Origin of the sequence: Actinopolyspora mortivallis DSM 44261, assembly GCF_000384035.1 — a bacterium.
GTDB lineage: Bacteria > Actinomycetota > Actinomycetes > Mycobacteriales > Pseudonocardiaceae > Actinopolyspora > Actinopolyspora mortivallis.
Map to the genome: position 1 here is coordinate 421,873 of NZ_KB913024.1, position 22,631 is coordinate 444,503.

Genomic DNA, 22,631 nt, shown 5'->3' on the forward strand with positions numbered 1-22,631 from the left:
CCTCCTGGATGTCTCCGTCCCGGGAGTCCGACCGGGACGGTTCCGCCGAGGTGGAGTCGGATGCCCCGTCAACCGTCGGCGACCTTTCCCCGCGGACTCCGCGTGGAATCGAACTTTGTGATGCAAAGTTTCGCTTACTTTGCGATGCAAAGTCAAGGTCGGTCTCGCCGTGATCGGAGACCACGAGGAGTCGGGGATCGAGGGGTTGTCTCGCTTACTACTTGGTGAGACACACTAGTCAGTGTTAGCTTCTAGTCGTGTCGGAGAGGAAGTCGGTGGAGCGGCAGACGCAGTGGCTGCGCGGTGTCCTGGACCTCGCCGTGCTCGCGCTGTTGGCCGAGAGTGGGGAGGACTACGGCTACACGCTGGTTCGGCGTCTCGACGAGGCGGGACTTGCCGGGGTGAAACCGGGGACGCTGTACCCGCTGCTGAAGCGCCTGGATTCGGAGGGGCTGGTGCGCAGTGAGTGGCGTGCCGGTGCCGGTGGCCCGGGAAGGAAGTTCTTCCTGCTCACCGAGCGGGGGCGTGCGGTACTGGCCGAACAGGGACCACTGTGGACGGAGTTCGCCGGCAACGCCACCGCCGTACTGGAACGGGGAATGAGTTCATGACCGCCGATTCCGCGGAGAAGTACCGCGACGAGCTGACGTTCGCGCTGCGGATGCGCGAGGTGCCGGGAGACCGGATCGGCGACGTACTGGCCGAAGTGGACAGCCATGTGACGGAAACCGGTCAGGACCCGGTGGAGGCGTTCGGCGCCCCCGGCGAGTACGCCGCACGCGTGGCCGAGGAGCTCGGAGCGAGTGTGGGCTACCCCCGGCGTGCCGTGCTTCGCCCCGGAGTACTGCCGGTCGCGGCGCTGGTGCTGTGCGGTGCGAAACTGTTGGTCTCGGCAGCAGCCGCGAGCGAGGTCGTACTGACCACCGGCGGGCTCGTGGGTGTTGTCGCCCTGCTCGCGCTGCTCGCGGTGGTGCTGCTGCTGGCGATGCGCGCGGCCACCGAACTCCGTGGCACCGCCCGACGACTGTGGCTCTGGCTGGGGGCGCTGGCGACGCTGGTGCTCGCACCGTTCGCGGCGAACGCGGTCGAACGGCTGGTCGGTGCGGAGCAGGTGCTGCTCACGATGCCGCGCTGGTCCGCGCTCACCCTCGCCGCGGTATTCCTGCTCGCCACGGTGGTCCTGCTGGTTCGGGGCGTCCGCGGCAACCGGATCGTGGATCCCGGGCCGGGCGGGCCCGGGGTTCCGTGAACGTGGGGTGGCGGTCCACTCGCCGGTTTCCCGGGAGAACGGCCCGGACCACCGGCGCCGTCACCGCCCGAGGGGGTGCCACACCGTCTTCAGGTCGGTGAAGGTCCGCAGCCGCTTCGGAGTGGGCGGTTCGTTCCAGTCGGGCTCCCGCACGGGCACGTCCAGAACACGCTTGACGGTCTCGGCGGCGGCGTCCTCCAGCCGGGCCCGCAGGGACTCCTCCGCCCCGCTCGGATCCAGGGCGTCCACGTCCTCGTGTGAGGCCAGCCACGGGGCCAGCTCGCCCGGGTCGCCGGTGAGCACGTTGGCCACCCCGGCGGGCAGGTCCGAGGTGGCCAGCACCTCGCACAGGGTCACCGCGGGCAGCGGCCGGTCCGGGCTCGCCAGCACCACGGCGCTGTTGCCCGCGGCCAGCACCGGGGCCAACACGCTGACCAGGCCGAGCAACGCCGACTCCCGGGGAGCGACCACGCCCACCACGCCCACGGGTTCGGGCACCGAATGGCACGTGTAGGGGCCGGACACCTGGTTCACACTCCCGAACAGGGCACCGATCTTGTCCGTCCAGCCCGCGTACCAGAACACCCGGTCCACGGCGGTCTCCACGGAGTCGGCCGCCGCGCGCAGGGAGAGTCCCTCGGCGTCGGCCACCTCGGTGGCGAACTGGCCGCGTCGGGCCTCCAACATCTCGGCGACGCGGAAGAGCACCTGACCACGACCGTGTGCGGTGGCCCCCGACCAGCTCTCGAAGCCCTTCCTGGCCGCGACCACCGCCTCGCGCAGATCCTTGCGGGAGGCCAGCGCCGCGTTGGCGAGGAACTCCCCGTGGGCGTCCCGCACGGGGCGGACCCGTCCCGACTCGGACCGGGGGAAGGACCCTCCGATGTAGAGCTTGCGGGTTCTGGGCACCGTCACTCTCCCCCGCCCGTTCGAGGGCTGTTCGGCGTCAGACATCGAGATAAGCCTCCAGACCGGCTCGCCCGCCCACACGATCGGAACCCGACTCGCGTTCTCCGCCGAAGGGGGCCGTGGGATCGAACCTGTGGAAGGTGTTGCCCCAGACCACCCCGGTCCGCAGCCGGTTCGCCGTCCACAGTGTCCGGGAACCCTTCTCGCTCCACACCCCGGCGGCCAATCCGTGGGGCGTGTTGTTGGCCTTGGTCACGGCCTCCTCGGGGATGCGGAAGGTCAGCACGGACAGCACCGGGCCGAAGACCTCCTCCCGGGCCAGCCGCATCGACTGGTGGACCTCGGAGAACACGGTGGGCGCGAGGAAGTAGCCCCGCTCGGGCAGGGGGTGCGGGCTGCTCCACCGTCGTGCTCCCTCGGCCTCTCCCGTCTCGACGAGCCGGGTGATCCGGTCCAGCTCGGCGGCGGAGTTGACCGCGCCCACGTCCGTGTTGCGGTCCAGCGGATCCCCGACCCGCAGGGTGGCGGTCCGTTCGCACACCCGCTCCACGAACTCCTCGGCCACGGACTCCTCGACCAGCACCCGGGAGCCGGCACCCCGGACGTGCCCCTGGTTGAAGAAGGCCCCGTCGACCACTCCCTGGACCGCCTGTTCCACGGGCGCGTCGGCGAAGACGATGTTCGTGCCGCTGCCGCCCAGCGTCAGCACCGGGGTTCTGCCCGTTCCGGCCAGCCGATGCCGGATCCGTCGTCCGACCTCGGTCGAGCCGACGAAGGCCGGTTTGGCCACCCCCGGGTGGGAGAGTAGCTTCTCCCCGGTGTGCGCCCCGCCGGTGAGGATGTTGACCACGCCCGGCGGCAGGTCGGCCTGCTGGCAGAGTTCGGCGAACACCAGCGCGCTGAGCGGGGTCGTCTCGGCCGGTTTGACCACCACGGTGTTGCCGCACGCCAGGGCGGGGGCGACCTGCTGGGCCAGGGTCAGCAGCGGGAAGTTCCACGGCAGCACCTGGCCGACCACTCCGAAGGGGGCCGGGTCGGGACCGAACCCGGCGTAGTCCAGTTTGTCCGCCCATCCGGCGTGGTGCAGGAAGTACGCGGCGGCGTTCGGGAGGTCGAACTCCCGGGCCTGGCGCACCGGTTTGCCGGTGTCGAGGCTTTCCAACACGGCCAGCTCCCGGCCGCGTTCCTGCAACAGCCGCGCCAGCCGGAAGAGGTACTTGGCCCGTGCCGAGCCGTCGAGGCCGCCCCACCGGTCACGGAACGCCCCGGAGGCCGCCTCGACGGCACGGTCCATATCGGAGTTCGCCGTTCCCGCGACCGTGGCCAGTTCCTCGGTGGTGGCCGGGTTCACACTGGTCGTCTTCTCGCCGCTTCCCGCGGAGAACGTCCCGTCGACGAAGAGCCGGTACTCGGAGGCCAACCCGGCGAGTCCGGCCGATTCGGGGGCGGGGACGTACTCCCACGGGGCGGAGTCGGGATCCGTCACAGGTCCACCGCCACGTGGTCGGGGCCACCGTAGTGGCCGTCGAGTTGCGTTCTCCGTTGCATCAGCAGATCGTTGAGCAGCCCGGAGGCACCGAACCGGAACAGGCGGGGCGTGAGCCACTCCGGACCGGCCACCTCGCGGACGGCGACCAGGTAGCGCAGCGCGTCCTTGGTGGTGCGGATCCCGCCCGCCGGTTTGACCCCCCGCCACTGGCCGGTGCGGTCGTACCACTCGCGTACCGTCCGCAGCAGCACGTGGGTGACCGGCAGCGTCGCCGCGGGGGAGACCTTGCCGGTGGAGGTCTTGACGAAGTCCGCCCCGGCCAGCAGCGCCAGCCAGCTCGCCCGCTGGACGTTGTCGTAGGTGCCGAGTTCGCCGGTTTCCAGGATCACCTTGAGGTGGGCTCCGCCGCAGGCGGACCGGACCTCCCGGATCTCGTCGAAGACCTCCCCGTAGCGTCCGGACAGGAAGGCGCCCCGGTCGATCACCATGTCCACCTCGTCGGCCCCGGCGTCCACGGCCAGCTCCACCTCGGCGAGCTTGGCCCGGGAACAGGAGCGTCCGGAGGGGAAGGCGGTGGCCACCGAGGCCACCCCGACCGGGACCTCACCGAGCGCGGCCACGGCCTCGGCGACCAGGTCCGGGTACACGCACAGCGCGGCCACGCGGGGTGTGGCCGAGTGACCCGGATCCGGGTGCCGCGCCTTGGCCGCGAGCGCCCGCACCTTGCCGGGGGTGTCGGCCCCTTCGAGAGTGGTGAGGTCGACCATGCCGATGGCGGTGTCGATGGCCCGCGGTTTGGCGTTCTTGCCGACACCGCGTGCGCCCAACGCGGCGGCGCGCTGTTCGAGGCCGACGGCGTCGATCCCCGGCAGGCCGCGCAGGAAACCCTCCAGTGCCCTGCCGCCGCGGGCCGCCTCGGCCAGTTCCGCGGGAAGCCGTGCCGGGGCGGCGGAGCCGCGAGTTCGGCTTGGCGAGTGAGCCATGTCCCCAGTCTAAGGAGTCCTTTCAGCCCGGCCTGCTGGGCTGCGCGGCTCGGTGGTGCCTCGCGGCGCTCTGCGTGACTCCCTCGTGTGACAGTCCGTGGAGTCCCGTGTGTGCGCTGGCGAGCAAGGTCCGATCTCGTGTAGTACCCATCCCACGTCGGTTTCTCCCCGGAACGGGGGAGTCCCCACCCAGCGGGTCGCCGGTGCGGGCGACTCCACCCACCCCGCGAGGTTCGGTCGCATGGTTCGGATCACCAGCGTCACCCGGCTGGCCAGGATCACCGGTGCGCACGCCGTGCGCGACACCGCGAGCCGCTTCGGTGTCCACGCCACCGACCTGGGGATCCCCTGGCGGGCCCGCGACGGTGGGGTGCTCGTGGCCTTCGGCGACACCTACGGCGCCGGATGGGGCGGGCACGGGCCGGGGCCACCCGAGGCCGACTGGCGTTTCAACGTGCTGGCCCACGGCACCGACGCCGGTCTCGACTCCGGTCTCGTCCTCGACTGTTTCGTGGCACGCCCCGACGGCACGGCCGCCCAGGTGATACCGCCCTGGCGTCCCTCCGAGGAACACACGGTCATCCCCACCTCGGGGATCTCCGTGGGAGGACGGGAGTACCTGCACTACATGTCGGTCCGCCGGTGGGGGAAACCGGGGAGGTGGCGGACGTGGCACGCGGGGCTGGCCTGTTCCGACGACGGGGGACGCACCTGGAGCAAACCACGGGGAGCGGTGTGGCCCAACCGGCGCGGCGGCCCGGTGAGCCGCCCGTGGCGGCGGAACACGCATCCCTTCCAGCTGGTGGCCTTCGCCGGGGTGCTCGACGGGTGGGTCTACCTGCTCGGGACCCCCAACGGGCGCTACGGCGACGGGCGTCTGGCCCGGGCTCCGGCGGACGCGCTGCTGGAACCACGTGCCTACCAGTACTGGAACGGTCGCTCCTTCGGGACCGAGGTCCGCGCCGCCGCTGCCGTGCTCGGCGGGCCGGTGGGCGAGCTGTCCGTGCGCTACAACAGCTTCTTCGGCCGCTGGCTGGCCACCCACCTGGACGAACGGCGGGCCGAGATCGTGCTGCGCACCGCCCCGAGCCTGATCGGGCCGTGGACGGACGGGCAGACCCTCGTCTCGGCGGAGGAGTACCCGGCGCTGTACGGCGGTTTCCAGCACCCGCACGGCTGCGACCGGCCGCGGATCTACTTCACCGTGAGCCACTGGTGGTCCTACAACGTCGACCTCTTCCGTGCCGAACTGGCGTGACCTCGGTGGAAGCGGTCCCACCCGGGCGGGTCTCGCCGGGAGGTCCGCGGGAAACCCGTTCGAGGCCGCCGGGCCGGGGTACGTAGGCTGTGAACCATGAGTACCTCCGTGCTTACTGGCGTGGCGTGGCCCTACACCAACGGGCCGCGGCACATTGGTCACGTCTCCGGAATCGGTGTCCCCTCGGACGTCTTCTCGCGGTTCCACCGAATGTCCGGAAACAAGGTGCTCATGGTCTCCGGCAGCGACGAGCACGGGACGCCGATCCTGGTGCAGGCCGAGAAGGAGGGGGTCGCCCCGCGTGAGCTGGTGGACAAGTACCACCGGGTGATCGCCGAGGACATGCGTGACCTCGGGGTCAGCTACGACCTCTACACCCGCACCACCACCGGAAACCACTACGAGGTGGTGCGGCAGATCTTCCTGGCGCTGTACCGCAACGGCTACATCGTCCCGAGGACCACCACGGGAGCGGTGAGCCCCTCGACGGGCCGGACGCTGCCGGATCGCTACATCGAGGGAACCTGTCCGATCTGCGGCTCCGACGGGGCCCGTGGCGACCAGTGCGACAACTGCGGCAACCAGCTCGACGCCGCCGAACTCCGTGACCCCGTGTCGAGGATCAACGGTGAGACTCCCCGGTTCGTGGAGACCGAGCACCTGTTCCTCGACCTGCCCGCCTTCACCGAGTCCCTGGGGAAGTGGCTGGCCACGCGGACCGACTGGCGTTCCAACGTGCTGAACTTCACGCGCAACCTCGTCGAGGACATGCGCCCGCGCCCCATCACCCGGGATCTGGACTGGGGGGTTCCGGTGCCGCTCGACGGTTGGGACGAGCAGTCCATGAAGCGGCTCTACGTGTGGTTCGACGCGGTGATCGGGTACTTCTCGGCCAGTGTGGAGTGGGCCAGGCGCTCGGGGGATCCCGAGGCGTGGCGCGCCTGGTGGAACGACCCGGAGGCCCTGCGGGTGTACTTCATGGGCAAGGACAACATCACGTTCCACGCCCAGATCTGGCCCGCGCTGTTGATGGGGCACAACGGATCGGGGGACCGGGGAGGCACGCCCGGGCCCTACGGGGAGCTGAACCTGCCCACCGAGATCGCCTCCAGCGAGTTCCTCACCATGACCGGGTCCAAGTTCTCCACCTCGCGGGGGACGGTGATCTACGTCCGTGACTTCGTGCGGGAGTTCGGTCCCGACGCGCTGCGCTACTTCATCTCGGCGGCGGGTCCCGAGACCCACGACGTCGACTTCACCTGGGACGAGTTCGTGCGCAGGATCAACTTCGAGCTCGTCAACGAGTGGGGCAACCTGGTCAACCGGGCCGTGTCCTTGGCGGCCAGGAACGTGGGGGCGGTTCCCGAGCCCCGTGCTCCCGAGGCCGTGGACGAGGAGCTGAAGTCCACGGCGCGGCAGGCCTTCGACGTGGTCGGTGGCCACCTGCGCGCCTCGCGGTTCCGCGCCGCCACGCAGGAGGCGATGCGGGTGGTTTCGGCGGCCAACAAGTACCTGTCCGAGCAGGAGCCGTGGAAGCGCAAGGACGACCCCGACCGGCGGGACACCATCCTGCACACCGCGCTTCAGGTGGTCTCGGACGCCAACACGCTGCTCACGCCGTTCCTGCCACATTCCTCCCAGCGGGTGTACGAGCTGCTCGGGGGCAGCGGTGTCTGGGCCGCCCAACCCCGGCTGGAGGACGTGGACGACCTGGACGTCGCCGACCGGCGTTACCCGATCCTGACGGGTGACTACACCGAGGAGCTGGCGAGCTGGGAGTCCAGGCCGATCGGGGTGGGGACTCCCCTGAGCAAACCGACTCCGTTGTTCGGCAAGCTCGATCCCGAGTTGGCCGAGACCGGCCCGGAGTGGGCTCCGATCCGGCACTGAGGTCGTTCGCCGCCCGCCGGGTGGGGTTTCCTCCGCACCCGGCCGGGCGGCGACCCGAGGACGAACGACGCCTTCGCCCGGGTACTCGGGGGAAACCGCCCCGAATTTTCACCTGATCGTGTGAGTCGGCGCCGGGGTCAGCCTCGGCGGCGTGGAGTGTCTGCGAGGGAACCGACGTGAGCAAAGAGGACAAACGAACTCCGCCCCCGGCGCCGGAGCCGCTGCCCGCTCCGGCGGTCGACGCGCACACGCATCTCGACGCCTGCGGGGCGCGGGAGGCCGAGCAGGTCCGGGCCATGGTGGACCGTGCCGAGGCCGCCGGGGTCGGACGGGTGGTGACGGTGGCCGACGACATCGAGTCGGCCCGCTGGACCGTCGAGGCCGCCGGGTGGGACGAGCGGGTTCACGCCGCCGTGGCGCTGCACCCCACCCGGGCCAAGGACTTCGGGGAGCACGAGCGCGCGACGCTGCGCGAACTCGTCCACGCCCCCGGAGTGGTGGCGGTGGGTGAGACCGGGCTGGACTACTACTGGGACTTCTCCCCGCCGGAACCGCAGCAGGAGGCCTTCCGCTGGCACATCGCGCTGGCCAAGGAGGCCGGCAAGCCGCTGATGATCCACGACCGGGACGCCCACGAGGACATCGTGCGCATCCTCGACGAGGAGGGTCCCCCGGAGACGGTGGTCTTCCACTGCTTCTCCGGTGACGCCGAGTTCGCCCGCCGGTGTGTGGAGGCGGGCTACGTGCTCTCCTTCGCGGGAACGGCCACCTTCCGCAACGCCAACGCACGAGGGCTGCGGGAGGCGGCGGCGCGTGTTCCCGCCGAGCAGATGCTGGTGGAGACGGACGCCCCGTTCCTCACTCCCCATCCCTTCCGCGGCAAGCCCAACGAGCCGTACTGCGTGAACTACACCGTTCGTGACCTCGCGGAACTGCGCGGGGAGGACGTCGCGGAACTGGCAGCGGCCACCACTCACACGGCCGAGCGAGTTTTCGGGCTCGGTCAGGCGGAAGCCCGCTGAGTTCTGGTCACGGTCCGAGGAGGACACCGGGCAGCGGTCCCTCCGGGGGTGCGCGTGGCGGCCGTGCCGTGGGGCGCCCCGAGCGCGGTCGCTCCCGTCGGGCACCACCGTCCGGCGGACACGCCGAGCGGGTGGGCCCGCGAGGGCGCGGAAAAGTGTTATGCGGCGGACGAGTCCGATCACGTGTGGTGTCGAGATCTGCGCGTAATGGGGTCGGAAACCCTCGTCGGGAGTGCAATTTACTCGTTCGAGTGAGTTTTTCGGACACCGAGCGCGTATGGAGTGTCCGTTTTCGGGACGGTAACCCGAATCACACCGATTTCGTGATCCTTGGCAGGGCGCAGATCATCACGCTAGAGTCTCGAACTCGTAAACCGATGACCACGGTCATGGGTTACGCCCGCAGTCTTCGCCGGTGTACGTCGGGGTGGTCGGCCGGAGCGTCCGGGCCCGCAACGGGGCACGGACACGACAGTCGACCAGGGCGGCGCTGGCTACGGGAGTCGGATACGGACACGAAGCACGAAGGTTGTACGTGCCCCTCGTGCGCCGGTGACACCCTCGTGGTGTTCCCGCGCGCCCGAACGGACACGTCTTCCGGCCTTCGGGAGGTAACGACCCTGTGAACGAAAGCGACTATCTCGGTCGGAGCATGTCGAACGACCGGTACTCCCACGACGGGGGGCATTCGCTCGACCGAACCGACTGGTTCGCCCCCGATGTCGCACCCGAAGCACACACCTCGGTGGGCGTGCTGGAACGCCCCGAGGAGCAGTGGGCCGACTCGCCCTATCCGGCTCAGGACCACCCGAGCTTCCCCCCGGGAGCGCTCGCCATCACGCCGGAGGACGTCTACGAGATCCTCGGGTCCGACGCCGACGACCTCATGGCCGACGCCGGTCTCGACGTCGACGAGCTGATCCGGCTGCTCAACGCCGAGACCACGGTCATGCCCCCGCTGCCGCTCTCCGGTGACGCGCAGCAGGATCCGAGCTCACCCGAGTTCGCCGAGGCCATCGGCACCTGGAAGCGCCGCTTCCTCAAGAGCGCGGTCGCCGCCGTGGTGCTCTCGGTCAGCGGCGCCGGCGGGGCCGCCGCCGCGATGGACAAGTCCGTCACCGTCGAGGTCGACGGGAACGAACGCCAGGTGAGCACCTACGAGTCGACCGTGGGTGAGGTCCTCGAGGACGAGGGCATCGAGGTCGACCGCCACGACGCGTTGAGCCCCTCGCTCGACTCGAAGGTCTCGCACGGCGACACCATCACCCTCGACCGGGGGCGCAAGATCGAGCTCACCGTCGACGGCGAGACCCGGGAGGAATGGGTCCGTTCGGTGACCGTCGGCCAGGCACTGCGCCAGCTCGGCGTGCCCACCGACGGCTCCTGGGTGTCGGCGAAGCGCACCATGCCGGTCCCCGAGGAGGGCATGAACCTGGAGGTGAAGACCTCCAAGGACGTGACCCTGGTGGACGGTGGCAAGGAACCGAAGCGGTTGACCACCACCGCGGTGACCGTCGAGGAGCTGCTGCGCGCCCAGGGCATCACGGTCGACGGGAACGACAACGTCACCCCCGGCGGGGACAAGAGGATCACCGACGGGGCCGAGGTGCGGATCGACCGCACCGACACCACCACGATCAACGTCCGCGAACAGGTCGAGCCGCCGGTCGAGAAGATCGTGGACGACTCGATGCTGCAGGGCGAGCGCAGGGTCGAACAACAGGGCAGCCCCGGCGAGAAGATCGTTTTCTTCCGCGTGACCAAGCACAACGGGGAAGAGGTCAAGCGCGAGGCCATCGACGAGCGGGTCGTTCAGGAGGCCGAGCCCAGGGTCGTACGGGTCGGCGGCAAGAAGCCGCCGAACAGCGGAGTCTGGGACAAGCTCGCCCAGTGCGAGTCCGGTGGTAACTGGTCGATCAACACCGGCAACGGTTACTACGGGGGCCTGCAGTTCAACAAGTCGACCTGGGACGCCTACGGCGGCAGCCAGTACGCCGCCTACCCGCACCAGGCGAGCAGGCAGCAGCAGATCGCCATCGCCACCAAGGTGCGCGACGCCCGGGGTGGCTACGGTGCCTGGCCCGCCTGTGCGTCGAGTCTCGGCCTGCTCTGAGTGGCCTCCGGCGGGGTCGTGGCCGCCCCTCCGGCGGCCACCGACCCGACGGGTCGTCCGTGGTCGCGTCCGAACGTCGTCGTGGCCCTGCTAGTTTCGTCCGTGTGGAAGGGCAGTCCGCCGCGGCGCGTCTGCTCGGCCCCGCCGAGGTACGCGGACTGGCCGAGCAGCTCGCACTGCGTCCCACCAAGAAGCTGGGCCAGAACTTCGTGCACGATCCCAACACTGTGCGCCGGATCGTGGACTCTTCCGGGGTCGGCCCCGAGGACGTGGTGCTGGAGGTCGGTCCGGGGATCGGTTCGCTGACCCTGGGGCTGCTGTCGGTGGCCGGCTCCGTCACGGCGGTGGAGGTCGATTCGACGCTGGCCGAGCGGCTGCCCCGCACGGTGGAGGAGCACGCTCCGGGGTTGGCCGACCGGCTGCGCGTGGTGTGCGCCGACGCGCTGCGGTTGAGCGCCGAGGAGGCGGGCACCGGTGAGCGGGCCCCCACGGCGCTGGTGGCCAACCTGCCCTACAACGTGGCGGTACCGGTGGTGCTGCACCTGCTGGCCGAGCTGCCGACACTGCGGCACGGTCTGGTGATGGTGCAGGCCGAGGTCGCCGAGCGGATGGCCGCGGCACCGGGTGGTCGCTGTTACGGCGCGCCGAGCGCCAAGTCGGCGTGGTTCGCCTCCGTACGGCGGGCCGGTTCGGTCTCGCGCAACGTCTTCTGGCCCGTGCCCAATGTGGACTCGGGGCTGGTGGCGTTCAGCAGGCACGATCCTCCGGCGGAGTTGCCGCGTGAGCGGGTGTTCTCCGTGGTGGACGCGGCCTTCGCGCAGCGACGCAAGACGCTGCGTTCCGCGCTGGCCGGCTGGGCCGGTTCCTCGGAGCGGGCCGAGCGGCTGTTGCGGGCGGCCGGGGTGGATCCGGGCGCCCGTGGGGAGCGGTTGTCCATCGCGGACTTCGCGGCGGTGGCCGCGGCCGCCGAGCGGGACCGCCCGGAGTGACCGGGGAGGTGGGGCGGGATCCGTGCCGCCTCGGTGCGCGGGTGGCGGTTTCCTGCGCTGTCGCTCTCCCGATGATTCATTCCTTCGAGTGGCATGAGGCGCTGCCCTCGAAACTTTTCGTGATATCCACGATGTCAATTCATTCCGCAGTGTGAGTGACTCATGCTACAAAAAGCGGAAAGTGACTGACATCAACTTGCGTGTTTCCGCTTTCGTGAGTTCTACTCTCATGCGTAGTCCATCCCGAGCGGCCGAGAGATCTGGCTCGACGACGCCGCAGCAACCACCCACAACGGGCAGGTGCTACAGCCAGGAACGATGGAGTTGGTTTGTCTCTGAGTTCCACCGCAACCGCGAGGGCGCTGCCCGTGGCTACCCGCCTCGGCCTGACGGAGCGCCGTGTCGTCGATCTGGGGCGGCGGACCACGACCGCCTGTCGACACCACGTCTGAGTCCCGTACCGGCCCTTGGTTCCCTCCCAAACCGGCCACGTGCGACGAAGCACGTCTGAGGCCGGGGTGAGCTGAAGCGGAGTTCGATCGTGATCACAGTCGAAAACCTGAGCAAGTCCTTCACCCAGAACGGCAGTCGTGTCACCGCGCTGGACAACGTGAGTCTCGACGTCCCGGACGGCGCCGTCTGCGGCGTGGTCGGCACCAGCGGTGCCGGCAAGTCCACCCTGGCGCGCTGCATCTCCCTGTTGGAGAAGCCGGACAGCGGGTCGATCCGGGTGGACGGTACGGACCTGGTCGGGCTGGACGGCAGCAGGCTGCGTGCCGCCCGGCGCCGGATCGGGGTGGTGCCGCAGGGTGACTCGCTGCTGCGACAGCGCACCGCCGCGGGCAACGTGGCGCTCCCGCTGGAGTCCGCCAAGGTTCCGGCCGCGCAGCGGCGCAGCCGGGTGGCCGAACTGCTCGACCTGGTCGGGCTCAGCGACAAGGCCTCGGTCTATCCCGACCACCTGTCCGGCGGGCAGCGCCAGCGGGTGGCGGTGGCGCGCGCCCTGGCCGCCAAGCCCTCGGTGCTGCTGGCCGACGAGCCGACCTCCGCGCTGGACCCGGCCACGACGGACTCGGTGCTCACCGTGCTGGACCGGGCCCGGTCCGAACTGGGAGTGACCGTGCTGGTGGTCACCCACGACATGGCCGTGGTGCGCCGCATCGCCGACGACGTGGCGGTGCTGGAGGAAGGCAGCGTGGTCGAGCACGGCAAGGTCCTGGACCTGGTCTCCGAACCCGGCAGTCGTATCAGCTCCACTCTGCTTCCCGAGACGGACCAGGCGGAGCCTCTCCGCCCGAACGACCGGAGTCACGACGTGGTCGCCGAGGTCGTGCTGGTCGGTTTCGCCGCGGTGGGGGCCCTCCTTCCGGAGGCGTCGAGCCGTTTCGGAGTGGAACTGTCGATCCTCGGCGGTGGACTGACGCGGCTCGGGGACACACCGGTCGCCAAGTTCCGTGTCGGCCTGTCCGGTGAACGTTCCGAGTCCGCGCTTAAGTGGATGATCGAGCGCGACGCGCATGTGCGCCGCGCTCCCGTGAGCGTTGATGGAGTTGCCGCGTGAGTGAAGTGACCCCCTGGTCGGAGGTCCTGGAACTGGCACGTCCCGCGACGGTCCAGACCATCTACATGGTGCTGGTCTCGACGCTGATCGGTGTGGTGGGAGGGTTGCCCCTGGGGGTGTGGCTGCACATGACCTCACCGGTGGGGCTCAGCCCCAGGCCCGTGCTGCACCGGATCATCAGCGCCGTGGTGGACGTGGTCCGTTCGATCCCGTTCGTGGTGCTGCTGGTGGTGGTCGCCTCGTTCACCCGGATCCTGGTCGGTAAGGCCATCGGCAGCACCGCCACGATCGTGCCGCTGGCCATCGCGGCCATCCCGTTCTTCGCGCGGCTGGCCGCGAACGCGCTGCGCGAGGTCAACTCCACGGTGGTGGAAGCCGCGGTCACCACCGGAGCGAGCAAGATGCGGATCGTGCGGACAGTGCTGCTCAGCGAGGCGCGGGCGGCGCTGGTCGGTGCGGTCGGCGTGACCATGCTCGCCCTGATCGGCTACGCCGCCATGGCCGGAGCCATCGGCGGGGGCGGGCTGGGATCCATGGCCATCCAGAACGGCTACTACGCCTACGACGACCGGGTGCTCTATTCGGCCGTGGTGCTGCTGGGCGTACTGGCCTGGGGGATGCAGCTGCTCACCGACTGGGTGACCAAGCTGGTCGACCGGCGCCGCGCCCTGGCCAACGTCTGAGCCGCGAGGTCCTCGCGGAGCACGTGAGCCGTTTCGACCCTCCGACACCGGACCCGGCCGTCCCCGACACGGTGCGGGTCCGCACAACGGTGCGCACACCGTGCCACCCCGAAATGATCCCGAAGGGACGACACGATGCGAACCAGAAGAGTTCTCGCCGCCCTGACCGCCGTCTGCGGCCTGGCCCTGGCCGGCTGCTCGGGCGGCACGGATGCCCAGGAGGACCCCAACGCGCCGATCAAGGTGGGCGTGACTCCCCAGCCGCACGGCGAGATCCTGGAGTACGTCAAGAACAACCTCGCCGAGGACGAGGGCGTCAAGATCGAGATCCAGGAGTTCAGCGACTACAACCGGCCCAACGCGGCGGTGGCCAACGGCTCGCTGGACGCCAACTACTACCAGCACAAGCCGTTTTTGAACGAGTACAAGTCCGAGCGCGGCGGTGACCTGCACTGGATCGCCCCGGTGCACCTGGAGCCGCTGGGGATCTACTCGGAGAAGCACGACTCGCTGGACCAGCTCCCCGAGGGGGCGACCGTCTCGATCCCGAACGACCCCTCCAACCGGGGACGGGCGCTGAAGCTGCTGGAGGCCCAGGACCTCGTCACGCTGGAGGAGGGCGCCGGCCAGGAGGCCGAGGTGCGCGACATCGCCGAGAACCCGAAGAAGCTGGAGATCAGGACGCTCAAGGCGGCCCAGCTTCCGCGTACCCTGGGTGACGTGCAGGCGGCCGTGGTCAACGGCAACTACGCCCTCAAGGCCGATCTCGACGACCCGTTGGCCCTGGAGTCCACCGAGGACAACCCCTACGTCAACGGGGTGGTGACCAACTCGGAGATGCGGGACGACCCCCGCGTCGAGAAGCTCGTGGAGATGCTGCGGTCCCAGCAGGTGAAGGACTTCATCAAGCGCGAGTACGGCGGCAAGGCGGTCATTCCCGCCAGCTGACCTGGAAGGATCCCGGCGGACCCGGACGGTGGACGACTCGCGTGCGAGCTGGGGCACCACGGCGCCGTGTCGACACGTACCCTGGTGGGTGTGCTGTCCGTGGTACCTACCCCGATCACCGTCCGGGTTCCGGCCAAGCTGAATCTGCACCTGTCGGTCGGCGACAGCCGCTCGGACGGCTACCACGAGTTGGTGACCGTTTTCCAGGCGCTGTCGCTGGTCGACGAGATCACGATACGGACCGCCGACGAGCCCGGCCTCGACGTGCGGGGGGAAGGCGCGGAGGTCACCCCCACCGGGGCGGACAACCTGGCCTGGCGGGCGGTCACCGAACTCGCGCACCACTGCGGTCGTGACCCCGCGAACCCCGGCGTGCGGGTGTCGCTCAACAAGGGGATTCCCGTGGCCGGTGGCATGGGCGGGGGCAGTGCCGACGCCGCGGCCACGCTGCTCGCGCTGAACTCGCTGTGGCGACTGGAGATGGGCCGCGAGGAGCTCGCCGAGGTGGCCGGTCGGCTCGGCAGCGACGTGCCGTTCGCCCTCCAGGGAGGCACCGCCCTGGGGACCGGACGGGGGGAACGCCTGGTGCCGGTACTGGCGCGGCACACCTACCACTGGGTGATCGCCATGAACGAGGAGGGGCTGCGTACCCCGGACGTCTACGGCGAGCTCGACCGGTTGCGGCAGACCTCCTCCAACCGGGTGGGGGACGTGGAGCCGGTGCTGGAGGCACTGGCCTCCGGCGACCCGCGCGAGCTGGCGCTGCTGCTGGGCAACGACCTCCAGGCTGCCGCGGTGTCGCTGCGCCCGGTGCTCCGGCGCACCCTGCGTGCGGGGGTGGACGCCGGGGCCCTGGCCGGTATCGTCTCCGGGTCCGGCCCGACCTGCGCGTTCCTGTGCACCGACGAGGAGGCGGCCGTGCGCGTGGCCGCCGAGCTCTCCGGGGCCGGGGTGTGCCGGACGGTGCGTGTGGCCCAGGGGCCGGTGCCGGGGGCCAGACTGGTCGGCGACGACAAGGCCGACCGGCCCACTCCGCCACAGGTGCACGCCTGAGACGGGAGTTCTCCCGTCGGGCTGCCACTGCCGCACGGCTACATCCGCCGCGTCGTGAACGGAAGAGACTCAACCTTCGATGTCCAACCTGATCAACCTGGAGTCGGTCGAGAAGAGCTATGGTGTCCGGCCGCTGCTGGACGGTGTCTCGCTCGGTGTCACCGAAACCGACCGCATCGGCGTCGTCGGTCTCAACGGCGGGGGCAAGACGACCCTGCTGGAAGTGCTCAGCGGCATCGAGGAACCGGACGCGGGCCGGGTCAGCCAGGCCCGTGACCTGCGCAGCGCGGTGGTCACCCAGCGCACCGAGCTGCCGGAGCACGCCACGGTGCGCAACGCGGTGCTCGATCCGCAGGGCTTCGGCGCCGACTACGAGTGGGCGGCTGACCCGAGGGTGCGCTCGGTGCTCAACGGTCTCGGTATCACCGGGCTCGGCCTGCGGACCCGGGTGGCCGAGATGTCCGGAGGGGAGCGCCGCCGGGTGGCGCTGGCCGCGGCCCTGGTGAGCGAACTGGACCTGCTGGTGCTGGACGAGCCGACCAACCACCTGGACGTGGAAGGGGTGCGTTGGCTGGCCGACCACCTGTTGGCGCGGCGCTGCGCCCTGGTGATCGTCACCCACGACCGGTGGTTCCTGGACACGGTCTGCAACCGCACCTGGGAGGTCGTCGACGGCCGGGTCGAGCAGTACGAGGGCGGCTACGCCGACTGGGTCTACGCCCGTGCCGAGCGGGCGAGGCTGGCCCAGCAGGCCGAGGAGAAGCGCCGGAACCTGGCCCGCAAGGAGCTGGCCTGGTTGCAGCGCGGCGCCAAGGCCCGCACCTCCAAACCCAAGTTCCGGGTGGAGGCGGCCGAGGCGCTGATCTCGGACGTCCCCGAGCCGAGGGACACGGTGGAGCTGGTCTCCTTCGCGAAACGGCGGCTGGGCAAGACCGTGGTCGAGCTGGAGAACGTGGATCTCGCGGTGGACGGCCGCAAGCTGCTCAGCGACGTCACCTGGCGGCTCGGCCCCGGCGACCGGATCGGTGTGGTCGGGGTGAACGGCTCGGGCAAGACCACCCTGCTGCGGTTGCTGGCGGGCGAGCGCGAGCCGGACGCGGGCCGCCGGATCGAGGGCAAGACGGTGCGGCTGGCCCATCTGACCCAGGAGCTGCACGATCTTCCCGGGCGCTGGCGCGTGCTGGAGGCGATCGAGGACGTGGCCACCCACGTCCAGCTCGGCAAGTACGAGCTCAGTGCCTCGCAGCTGGCCGAGCGGTTCGGTTTCGGCAAGGGCAGGCAGTGGACCCGGGTCGAGGACCTCTCCGGTGGGGAGCGGCGCAGGCTGCAACTGGCCCGGTTGCTCATGGGCGAGCCCAACGTGCTCGTGCTGGACGAGCCCACCAACGACCTCGACATCGACACCCTGCAGCAGCTGGAGGACCTGCTGGACGGCTGGGCCGGGACGCTGGTGGTGGTCTCGCACGACCGCTACCTGGTCGAGCGGGTCTGCGACCAGGTGGTGGCCCTGTTCGGGGACGGCACCATCACCCATCTGCCCGGCGGCATCGACGAGTACCTGCGGCGCAGGCAGTCGCTGCTGGAGTCGACCGAGCAGAACGTCGGCAAGCAGAGTCGGCAGGAGAACACGCCCAAGAGCCAGGGGCTGTCCGGGGCGGAGGAACGGGCCGCCCGCAAGGAGCTGGCCCGGTTGGAACGCCAGCTGGACAAGCTCTCCGACCGGGAGCAGCGGTTGCACACCCAGTTGGCCGAGGCCGCCACTGATCCGGAACGGCTCCAGGACCTCAACGCCCAGCTGCAGCAGGTGCGGGAGCAGAAGGACGAGATCGAGAGCAGGTGGATGGAGGTCGCCGAGACCCTGGAGTGACCGGGCAGCCCGGGACGGCGGGGAGGAAATCCGACCTCCTGGTGTGTACCGTGCTGTGTTCCAGTGTGCGCGTCAGCGTCCTCGGATACGGTGAAAAGATCCCGCGCTTCTCGGTACGTCGAGAAGCGCGGGATCTTCATGGTCAAGGGTGAATTTGGTTATTCAATCGTGGTAATGACGCACTTTCCGGGAGTGCCGACACGACCGCGGGCTGAGATGGTCACGGTCTTGATTTCGGCGTTGGGAACTCCTGTAGTGAAGATCATTTTTCGCTGGTCCGATCCGAACGTGCCGCTCGTGCCGGTGACCGTGCTGCCGTCCTTTTTGAGGATCTCATAAGAGAAGACGTCACCTGGCTGGCCTGTGACGGTGAACTCCGCGGTGGGGACGTTCTTTTCCCGGTGCACCACGGTATCGACACACTCGGGGAGGTTGCCATCGCGCGGATTGGCGACGCCCAAGATCGGGTCGTGCGGTGCCCGTGTCCGGTGCGATGACCCCGCGGTGTCGTCCGGCGATTCACTGCCGGTACACGAGGACACCGCCACAACTGTGGCGAATGCCAGTACCGCGAGAGTCGCAACCTTGGCCCTCATCAAGGCGTCTCCTTTGTCACCAGTCGCTGTGCACCTCGCAGAATACCCCGGTGGGAAGGAAGGCCGTTCCCTTGTTGCCGACGCCGTCGTGGAAGAACACGAAGTCACCACGGGGATACATCACGTAGGCTTGGCCGCGCTTCAACTGGGGTGATTGGCAGGACGTGGTCACCGTGTAGGTTTTCTGGTAGGTGCCTCCCAGTGAGGCGTTCAGGATCCCGAAGTCGACTCCACTGTTTCCCGAAATTGTGGAGCCGATTGTTTTCCCGGCGCCGATGGTGCAGGTGGATCCGTCGGCCCGGCACTCGGACAGGGCGATGGGTTGTTTCACCCCGTGCTGCACGTCATCAATGTGCACTCCGGCCGCGTTCGCCGTGCCCGCGCTGAAGAACAGAGCTGCCATCGCGGCCGGGACGGATGCGACGTAAAGCAACTTCTTCATATATTTTCACTTTATCCGACTGGATAGTGCAATTCTATAGGTAACACTACTCAAATATCGCGATCGGCATTATGCGAAAAATTGTAAAATTTCCAATAAAGTGTTTTTCAGGCGTTTGGGGTGTATTGAATATTACGCACTGTTCACAGGAGCAGCAGGAACGGGACGAAGTACTTCAACCCGCCGACATCACCACCAGTGAGCGGGAATTCGGCCCAGTTGAACCCTCCGTAGGCCTCGAGCAGCAGGTCCAGGTTCGAGTTCGCGCCATGCGAAGCGATCGAGCAGATCGGTGAGATCCTCACTCCTTGCTCGGCGATCGCGACCGTTTCCGTAATTTCGAACCGGTCGAGGGCGGAGACGACGGTAACCCGAGGTGTTGTAGATGCCCACACTGTCCGCCCGGGAAATCTCCGGTGTCTTCAGTCGCGGAGGAGTTCGATCCGGAGCGTGTCACCGTCGAGAGGTAGGTCGTCGACGGCTCTCCAGGCTCGGTCGACGGTGGCCAGCAGGATCGACGACGGCGGCACCGTCTTCCTCGCGCGGCCGGGCCAGTACTGCCGAGGTGTCCAGCACGGTGCTCACGAGCCCTCCTCGGCGTCGTCGCGGGCGGACTCGGCGCGGCGGTCGGCGATCAGCTCGTCGACCGCCGACCCCTCGCCGGTCCAGGCTTCGGCCACGTCGCGGCGGATCCGCTCGGCCAGGTGGGCTCGTGTCTCGATGACCGCCCGGCCGTCTTCTTCGTATACGGCCAACGGGGTGCCGGGCTCCACGCCGGTGGCCCGGCGCAACGGCGACGGGATCGTCACTCGGCCCTGTCCGTTGGCGTGGATCACGCCACAGGTCTGGTCGCCAGCTATCCGTGTCATGGCCCGATTGTGTCGGACAAGGTTGGCCGTGATGAGTCACGTGTTCTTCGGCGGGCTTGGTCGCCGTATGCCTGTCTTGGTGGCTTTTGGTTGCCTCGTGCTCACTTCCCGGCGGTTTCTCGGGGCAGGTGGGCAGGAAAGGGATGCGGGGTCATCGGGTGGGCGCGCGTGTGCGGCCCGGGACGTGAACAACGCCGCGCACCAGGAAACCGAGCACGATACCCAGCAGTCCTCCGGTGAGGTTGTCGAAGACGTCCTGGAGGGTGCAGCTCCGGCCCAGGGCGGGAACGAGCATGTGGGTCGTCTCGATGAGCACGGGTGTGGCGAGAACCGGGGAAAGGGCCACCGACGCCCCGTACAACGGCGCTCCGAATCCGATTCCGCGGCGAACCAGAACGTGACTCAGCAGGAGGAGAACGACGAGGGAGACCACGAACACCGCTACGGCGGAGGGGGTGACGAGCGAGCGCACGAAGATCGACGTCATGTCGTGACCGTACGACACGAGCAGACGGGATCTGCCCGGATTTCCCGGCCGAAGACGGTGCCGGGAGGTGGGAGACCTCCCTGAGAGGTGCCCCGGAGACGGGCGCCGTCCGGTTCCGGCCGGGCAGGGGCTCCGCGTCGACGACAGTCCGTACGCGCCTGGCCTGATCTCGTCGGTGTGGAAAGGAGATCGGACCGAGCTACGAGGACCGTGTTGATTCAGAGGACGTCGATGTGCGGGTCGAGATCGTCGAGGACGCCGGATGTGGTGTTCCCGTCGTCGACGTCGACCAACTCGACCGAGTCCTCTCTCTCGTACTGTGCGCCCTGTGGGGGAAGTTCTCGAGCTGGTCGACCAGTTCGACCGGCTTCTTCGTGGTCAGGACGAGAGGTTCGTTCTGCGCCTGACCTCGTGACCCCGCCGGTTCCCGCAGACCTTCGGGTGGTTCTCGAGCGAGATGCGCAAGTCGAGGAACATGGTCTGCTCGAACCTCGGCGGTATGTGCCGCGTCATGGTCAGCGAACTGTCCGAGCTGGTGGTCTGTTCGACGCTGACCTTTCCGAGGTCCTGCCGGTCCGGGGCGGAGCGGTTCTGTCGAGGGGCTGAATGATCGGGGTGGACCGAGTGCCCTTTCAGGTTGCTGATATCGATGATGGTGGTCTGCCCCGTTGTTACCGGCGCTTCTCCTTCCATGGTCACCGATCCCGTCAGCGGAATCAGGTCGGGCGACCACCCCGGCCGCGCCGACGACAGCACGGCGGAACACACGACGATTCCGCAACACGATTTTTCCTCGCTTTCGGGCCGCGCGGTGCTGCTGACAGGCGAGACCTCGGCGAGGGCGTGACGTTCCCGCAAACAGTGGTCCACTATCGGGCACCACCGTCACTCGGTCCGGAGACCGGCGACTACACCTCGGACGGGGAACGCACCATCCGAACGGGGCGGGTCGCCGACGTGTTCTCGTGGCACTCGGCCCCGGGAAGGGAACCAGTGAAGACAGTGTCTCGGCGAGGCTCGTTCCGGCGAGGTCGGGAGAGCGGAATCGTCCGGTCTCCTCCGGCCCGTCAGTTGGGCCGCGCTCGTGCGAGCCGTCGGGGAGTGAAGGCGTTGATGCTGCCCGCTCCCTTGCCCGGGTCGGTGTCCCAGCCGTCGAGTTTGGCCGCGAGAGCGCGGTAACGGCCGCTGGTGAGCGGGGCCGTGATGTGGAAATGGGACTCCTTGACCGGATCCAGGTCCCCGCCCCAGGCCACGATCCCCTCGCAGTCGGCGAGGATGTCGCGGATCACGATCCGCTGCTCCTCGAAGAACCCGTCCTTCGCACCCACGGGGTAGAACAGCGGGCGGATGGTGATGCCGCTGCCCGAGAGGTACGTCGACTCGTAGGGGGTCCGGACGCTCGTGTTCGTGGTGTGTCCGGTGATCTCCCCGGGCTGCAGCTGGGACTCGATGTCGTAGACGAACCGCCGCGCCACGTACAGCAGCACAGGTGCCGCGGCGGGGGCCAGTCCCACGGACAGGTCGCTGCCCTCCACCCGGAACCGCTCGGCCTCGTTACCGTCGAGAATCGGCCACCCGTTGACGCTCTTCCCTCGTCGCCACGTCGACGTGTCTGGGGAAGCGAGTGCGGTACCTGGCAGGGAGGTGAGTGAGGCGGCGCCGAGTGCCATGCCGCCCAGGGCGAAGAAGTGTCGTCGGTCGATGTCTCTCATCATGCTGTCTCCCGAGGATGTATCCGGCTGTGTGGTTGTTGGGGACTTGTGTCTACTGAGTGGTGTGCTTCGTGCGTCGACGCCGATGGGCGCGAACTGCGGCATGTACGACGATGGCGACCGTTGCCCTAAAGAAAACCGCAGTGGTGATGTTGAGCCCCCAAGGAATCAGGGTTTTCGTGTCTCCGTCTGGCCACACGCAGCGTGTTACGACCGGATAGTCGAACAAAGCTGCCATCTATGTAGACTTGGGAGTTCGAGGAGAATCCGTATCTCTGGCATTTGTCCTCAGGCTGGATCGTGAAGTCTGACCACAGTGCGGCCGTGTGGGAGTCCAGAGTCGCCAACAGCAGCCAGGCCACGAGCTCGCCCTTCGCCCCCCCTGAGCCGCGTGCTACGAGCGGTAGCCGCTGTGTCACCAGCATCTGCAGAATCTTGAGGAGAATCAGCAGCGGGGTGGCGAACAGCAGCAGCGTGGTGAACTCGATCGCGAAATCCTCCATGCCTGGTG

23 protein-coding genes and 1 riboswitch are annotated in these 22,631 nt (G+C 68.8%); of the genes, 12 read left to right on the forward strand and 11 right to left on the reverse strand.

Features of this window, described 5'->3' with window-relative positions; translation table 11 throughout:
• Positions 1–257 precede the first annotated feature (257 nt).
• Positions 258–611: a PadR family transcriptional regulator gene (locus ACTMO_RS0102115; protein ID WP_084792016.1), complete on the forward strand. Its 354-nt coding sequence runs from the start codon at positions 258–260 to the stop codon at positions 609–611.
• Complete coding sequence (locus tag ACTMO_RS0102120; RefSeq protein ID WP_019853004.1) at positions 608–1,249, forward strand: hypothetical protein; 642 nt, start codon at positions 608–610, stop codon at positions 1,247–1,249. Before ACTMO_RS0102115 ends, ACTMO_RS0102120 begins: the two co-directional genes overlap by 4 nt.
• Before the next feature lie 60 nt (positions 1,250–1,309).
• On the opposite strand, the gene ACTMO_RS0102125 is transcribed toward ACTMO_RS0102120, so the two are convergent.
• Genes ACTMO_RS0102125 through deoC form a run of 3 tightly spaced genes read right to left on the reverse strand, consistent with a single transcriptional unit; the run spans position 1,310 to position 4,630 of the window.
• Entirely contained in the window at positions 1,310–2,203 is an 894-nt protein-coding gene (locus tag ACTMO_RS0102125; protein ID WP_051099007.1) for an aldehyde dehydrogenase family protein, read from the reverse strand.
• Positions 2,196–3,644: an aldehyde dehydrogenase family protein gene (locus ACTMO_RS0102130; RefSeq protein WP_019853006.1), complete on the reverse strand. Its 1,449-nt coding sequence runs from the start codon at positions 3,642–3,644 to the stop codon at positions 2,196–2,198. The genes ACTMO_RS0102125 and ACTMO_RS0102130 overlap by 8 nt, the downstream gene beginning before the upstream one ends.
• Complete coding sequence (gene deoC, locus ACTMO_RS0102135; protein WP_019853007.1) at positions 3,641–4,630, reverse strand: deoxyribose-phosphate aldolase; 990 nt, start codon at positions 4,628–4,630, stop codon at positions 3,641–3,643. The genes ACTMO_RS0102130 and deoC overlap by 4 nt, the downstream gene beginning before the upstream one ends.
• Positions 4,631–4,871: 241 nt before the next feature.
• Between deoC and ACTMO_RS0102140 the strand changes: the two genes are divergently transcribed.
• From ACTMO_RS0102140 to ACTMO_RS0102190, 10 genes are all read left to right on the forward strand, one after another.
• Positions 4,872–5,888, forward strand: coding sequence for a glycoside hydrolase family 183 protein (locus ACTMO_RS0102140; protein ID WP_019853008.1), 1,017 nt, complete (start codon positions 4,872–4,874; stop codon positions 5,886–5,888).
• Between the two features lie 96 nt (positions 5,889–5,984).
• On the forward strand, positions 5,985–7,778 hold the full coding sequence (gene metG / locus ACTMO_RS0102145; protein ID WP_026448780.1) for a methionine--tRNA ligase: 1,794 nt from the start codon (positions 5,985–5,987) through the stop codon (positions 7,776–7,778).
• 176 nt (positions 7,779–7,954) lie between these two features.
• Complete coding sequence (locus ACTMO_RS0102150) at positions 7,955–8,800, forward strand: TatD family hydrolase (protein ID WP_019853010.1); 846 nt, start codon at positions 7,955–7,957, stop codon at positions 8,798–8,800.
• 622 nt (positions 8,801–9,422) lie between these two features.
• Positions 9,423–10,913 carry a resuscitation-promoting factor gene (locus tag ACTMO_RS23860; protein WP_019853012.1) on the forward strand — a complete coding sequence of 497 codons (1,491 nt, stop codon included), beginning with the start codon at positions 9,423–9,425 and terminating at the stop codon, positions 10,911–10,913.
• 104 nt (positions 10,914–11,017) lie between these two features.
• Positions 11,018–11,902 (forward strand): 16S rRNA (adenine(1518)-N(6)/adenine(1519)-N(6))-dimethyltransferase RsmA, encoded by an 885-nt coding sequence (gene rsmA / locus ACTMO_RS0102165; RefSeq protein WP_019853013.1) that lies wholly within the window; start codon positions 11,018–11,020, stop codon positions 11,900–11,902.
• Between the two features lie 235 nt (positions 11,903–12,137).
• A riboswitch (SAM riboswitch) is annotated at positions 12,138–12,227 on the forward strand.
• Between the two features lie 216 nt (positions 12,228–12,443).
• Positions 12,444–13,463, forward strand: coding sequence for a methionine ABC transporter ATP-binding protein (locus ACTMO_RS0102170; RefSeq protein ID WP_019853014.1), 1,020 nt, complete (start codon positions 12,444–12,446; stop codon positions 13,461–13,463).
• Positions 13,460–14,146 carry a methionine ABC transporter permease gene (locus ACTMO_RS0102175; RefSeq protein WP_019853015.1) on the forward strand — a complete coding sequence of 229 codons (687 nt, stop codon included), beginning with the start codon at positions 13,460–13,462 and terminating at the stop codon, positions 14,144–14,146. Before ACTMO_RS0102170 ends, ACTMO_RS0102175 begins: the two co-directional genes overlap by 4 nt.
• A 135-nt stretch (positions 14,147–14,281) precedes the next feature.
• Positions 14,282–15,094: a MetQ/NlpA family ABC transporter substrate-binding protein gene (locus ACTMO_RS0102180; protein ID WP_019853016.1), complete on the forward strand. Its 813-nt coding sequence runs from the start codon at positions 14,282–14,284 to the stop codon at positions 15,092–15,094.
• Between the two features lie 99 nt (positions 15,095–15,193).
• Positions 15,194–16,147 carry a 4-(cytidine 5'-diphospho)-2-C-methyl-D-erythritol kinase gene (locus ACTMO_RS0102185; RefSeq protein WP_157062978.1) on the forward strand — a complete coding sequence of 318 codons (954 nt, stop codon included), beginning with the start codon at positions 15,194–15,196 and terminating at the stop codon, positions 16,145–16,147.
• A gap of 79 nt (positions 16,148–16,226) precedes the next feature.
• Entirely contained in the window at positions 16,227–18,014 is a 1,788-nt protein-coding gene (locus tag ACTMO_RS0102190; protein ID WP_019853018.1) for an ABC-F family ATP-binding cassette domain-containing protein, read from the forward strand.
• A gap of 158 nt (positions 18,015–18,172) precedes the next feature.
• Here ACTMO_RS0102190 and ACTMO_RS0102195 read toward each other — a convergent pair whose 3' ends face one another.
• The 8 genes from ACTMO_RS0102195 to ACTMO_RS0102240 form a co-directional block, all read right to left on the reverse strand.
• Entirely contained in the window at positions 18,173–18,610 is a 438-nt protein-coding gene (locus ACTMO_RS0102195; protein ID WP_019853019.1) for a hypothetical protein, read from the reverse strand.
• 16 nt (positions 18,611–18,626) lie between these two features.
• Positions 18,627–19,052: a hypothetical protein gene (locus ACTMO_RS0102200; RefSeq protein ID WP_019853020.1), complete on the reverse strand. Its 426-nt coding sequence runs from the start codon at positions 19,050–19,052 to the stop codon at positions 18,627–18,629.
• 143 nt (positions 19,053–19,195) lie between these two features.
• Positions 19,196–19,447: a hypothetical protein gene (locus tag ACTMO_RS23375; RefSeq protein WP_211212889.1), complete on the reverse strand. Its 252-nt coding sequence runs from the start codon at positions 19,445–19,447 to the stop codon at positions 19,196–19,198.
• A 186-nt stretch (positions 19,448–19,633) separates the two neighbouring features.
• Complete coding sequence (locus ACTMO_RS0102215) at positions 19,634–19,921, reverse strand: AbrB/MazE/SpoVT family DNA-binding domain-containing protein (RefSeq protein WP_051099009.1); 288 nt, start codon at positions 19,919–19,921, stop codon at positions 19,634–19,636.
• A 151-nt stretch (positions 19,922–20,072) separates the two neighbouring features.
• Positions 20,073–20,408, reverse strand: a complete 336-nt coding sequence (locus ACTMO_RS0102220; protein ID WP_157062768.1) for a VanZ family protein — start codon at positions 20,406–20,408, stop codon at positions 20,073–20,075.
• Positions 20,409–20,786: 378 nt separating this feature from the next.
• On the reverse strand, positions 20,787–21,266 hold the full coding sequence (locus tag ACTMO_RS0102230; protein ID WP_157062769.1) for a hypothetical protein: 480 nt from the start codon (positions 21,264–21,266) through the stop codon (positions 20,787–20,789).
• Positions 21,267–21,475: 209 nt separating this feature from the next.
• Positions 21,476–22,120 carry a hypothetical protein gene (locus ACTMO_RS0102235; RefSeq protein WP_211212890.1) on the reverse strand — a complete coding sequence of 215 codons (645 nt, stop codon included), beginning with the start codon at positions 22,118–22,120 and terminating at the stop codon, positions 21,476–21,478.
• A gap of 128 nt (positions 22,121–22,248) precedes the next feature.
• Positions 22,249–22,623 (reverse strand): hypothetical protein, encoded by a 375-nt coding sequence (locus ACTMO_RS0102240; protein WP_019853028.1) that lies wholly within the window; start codon positions 22,621–22,623, stop codon positions 22,249–22,251.
• Positions 22,624–22,631: the final 8 nt, after the last annotated feature.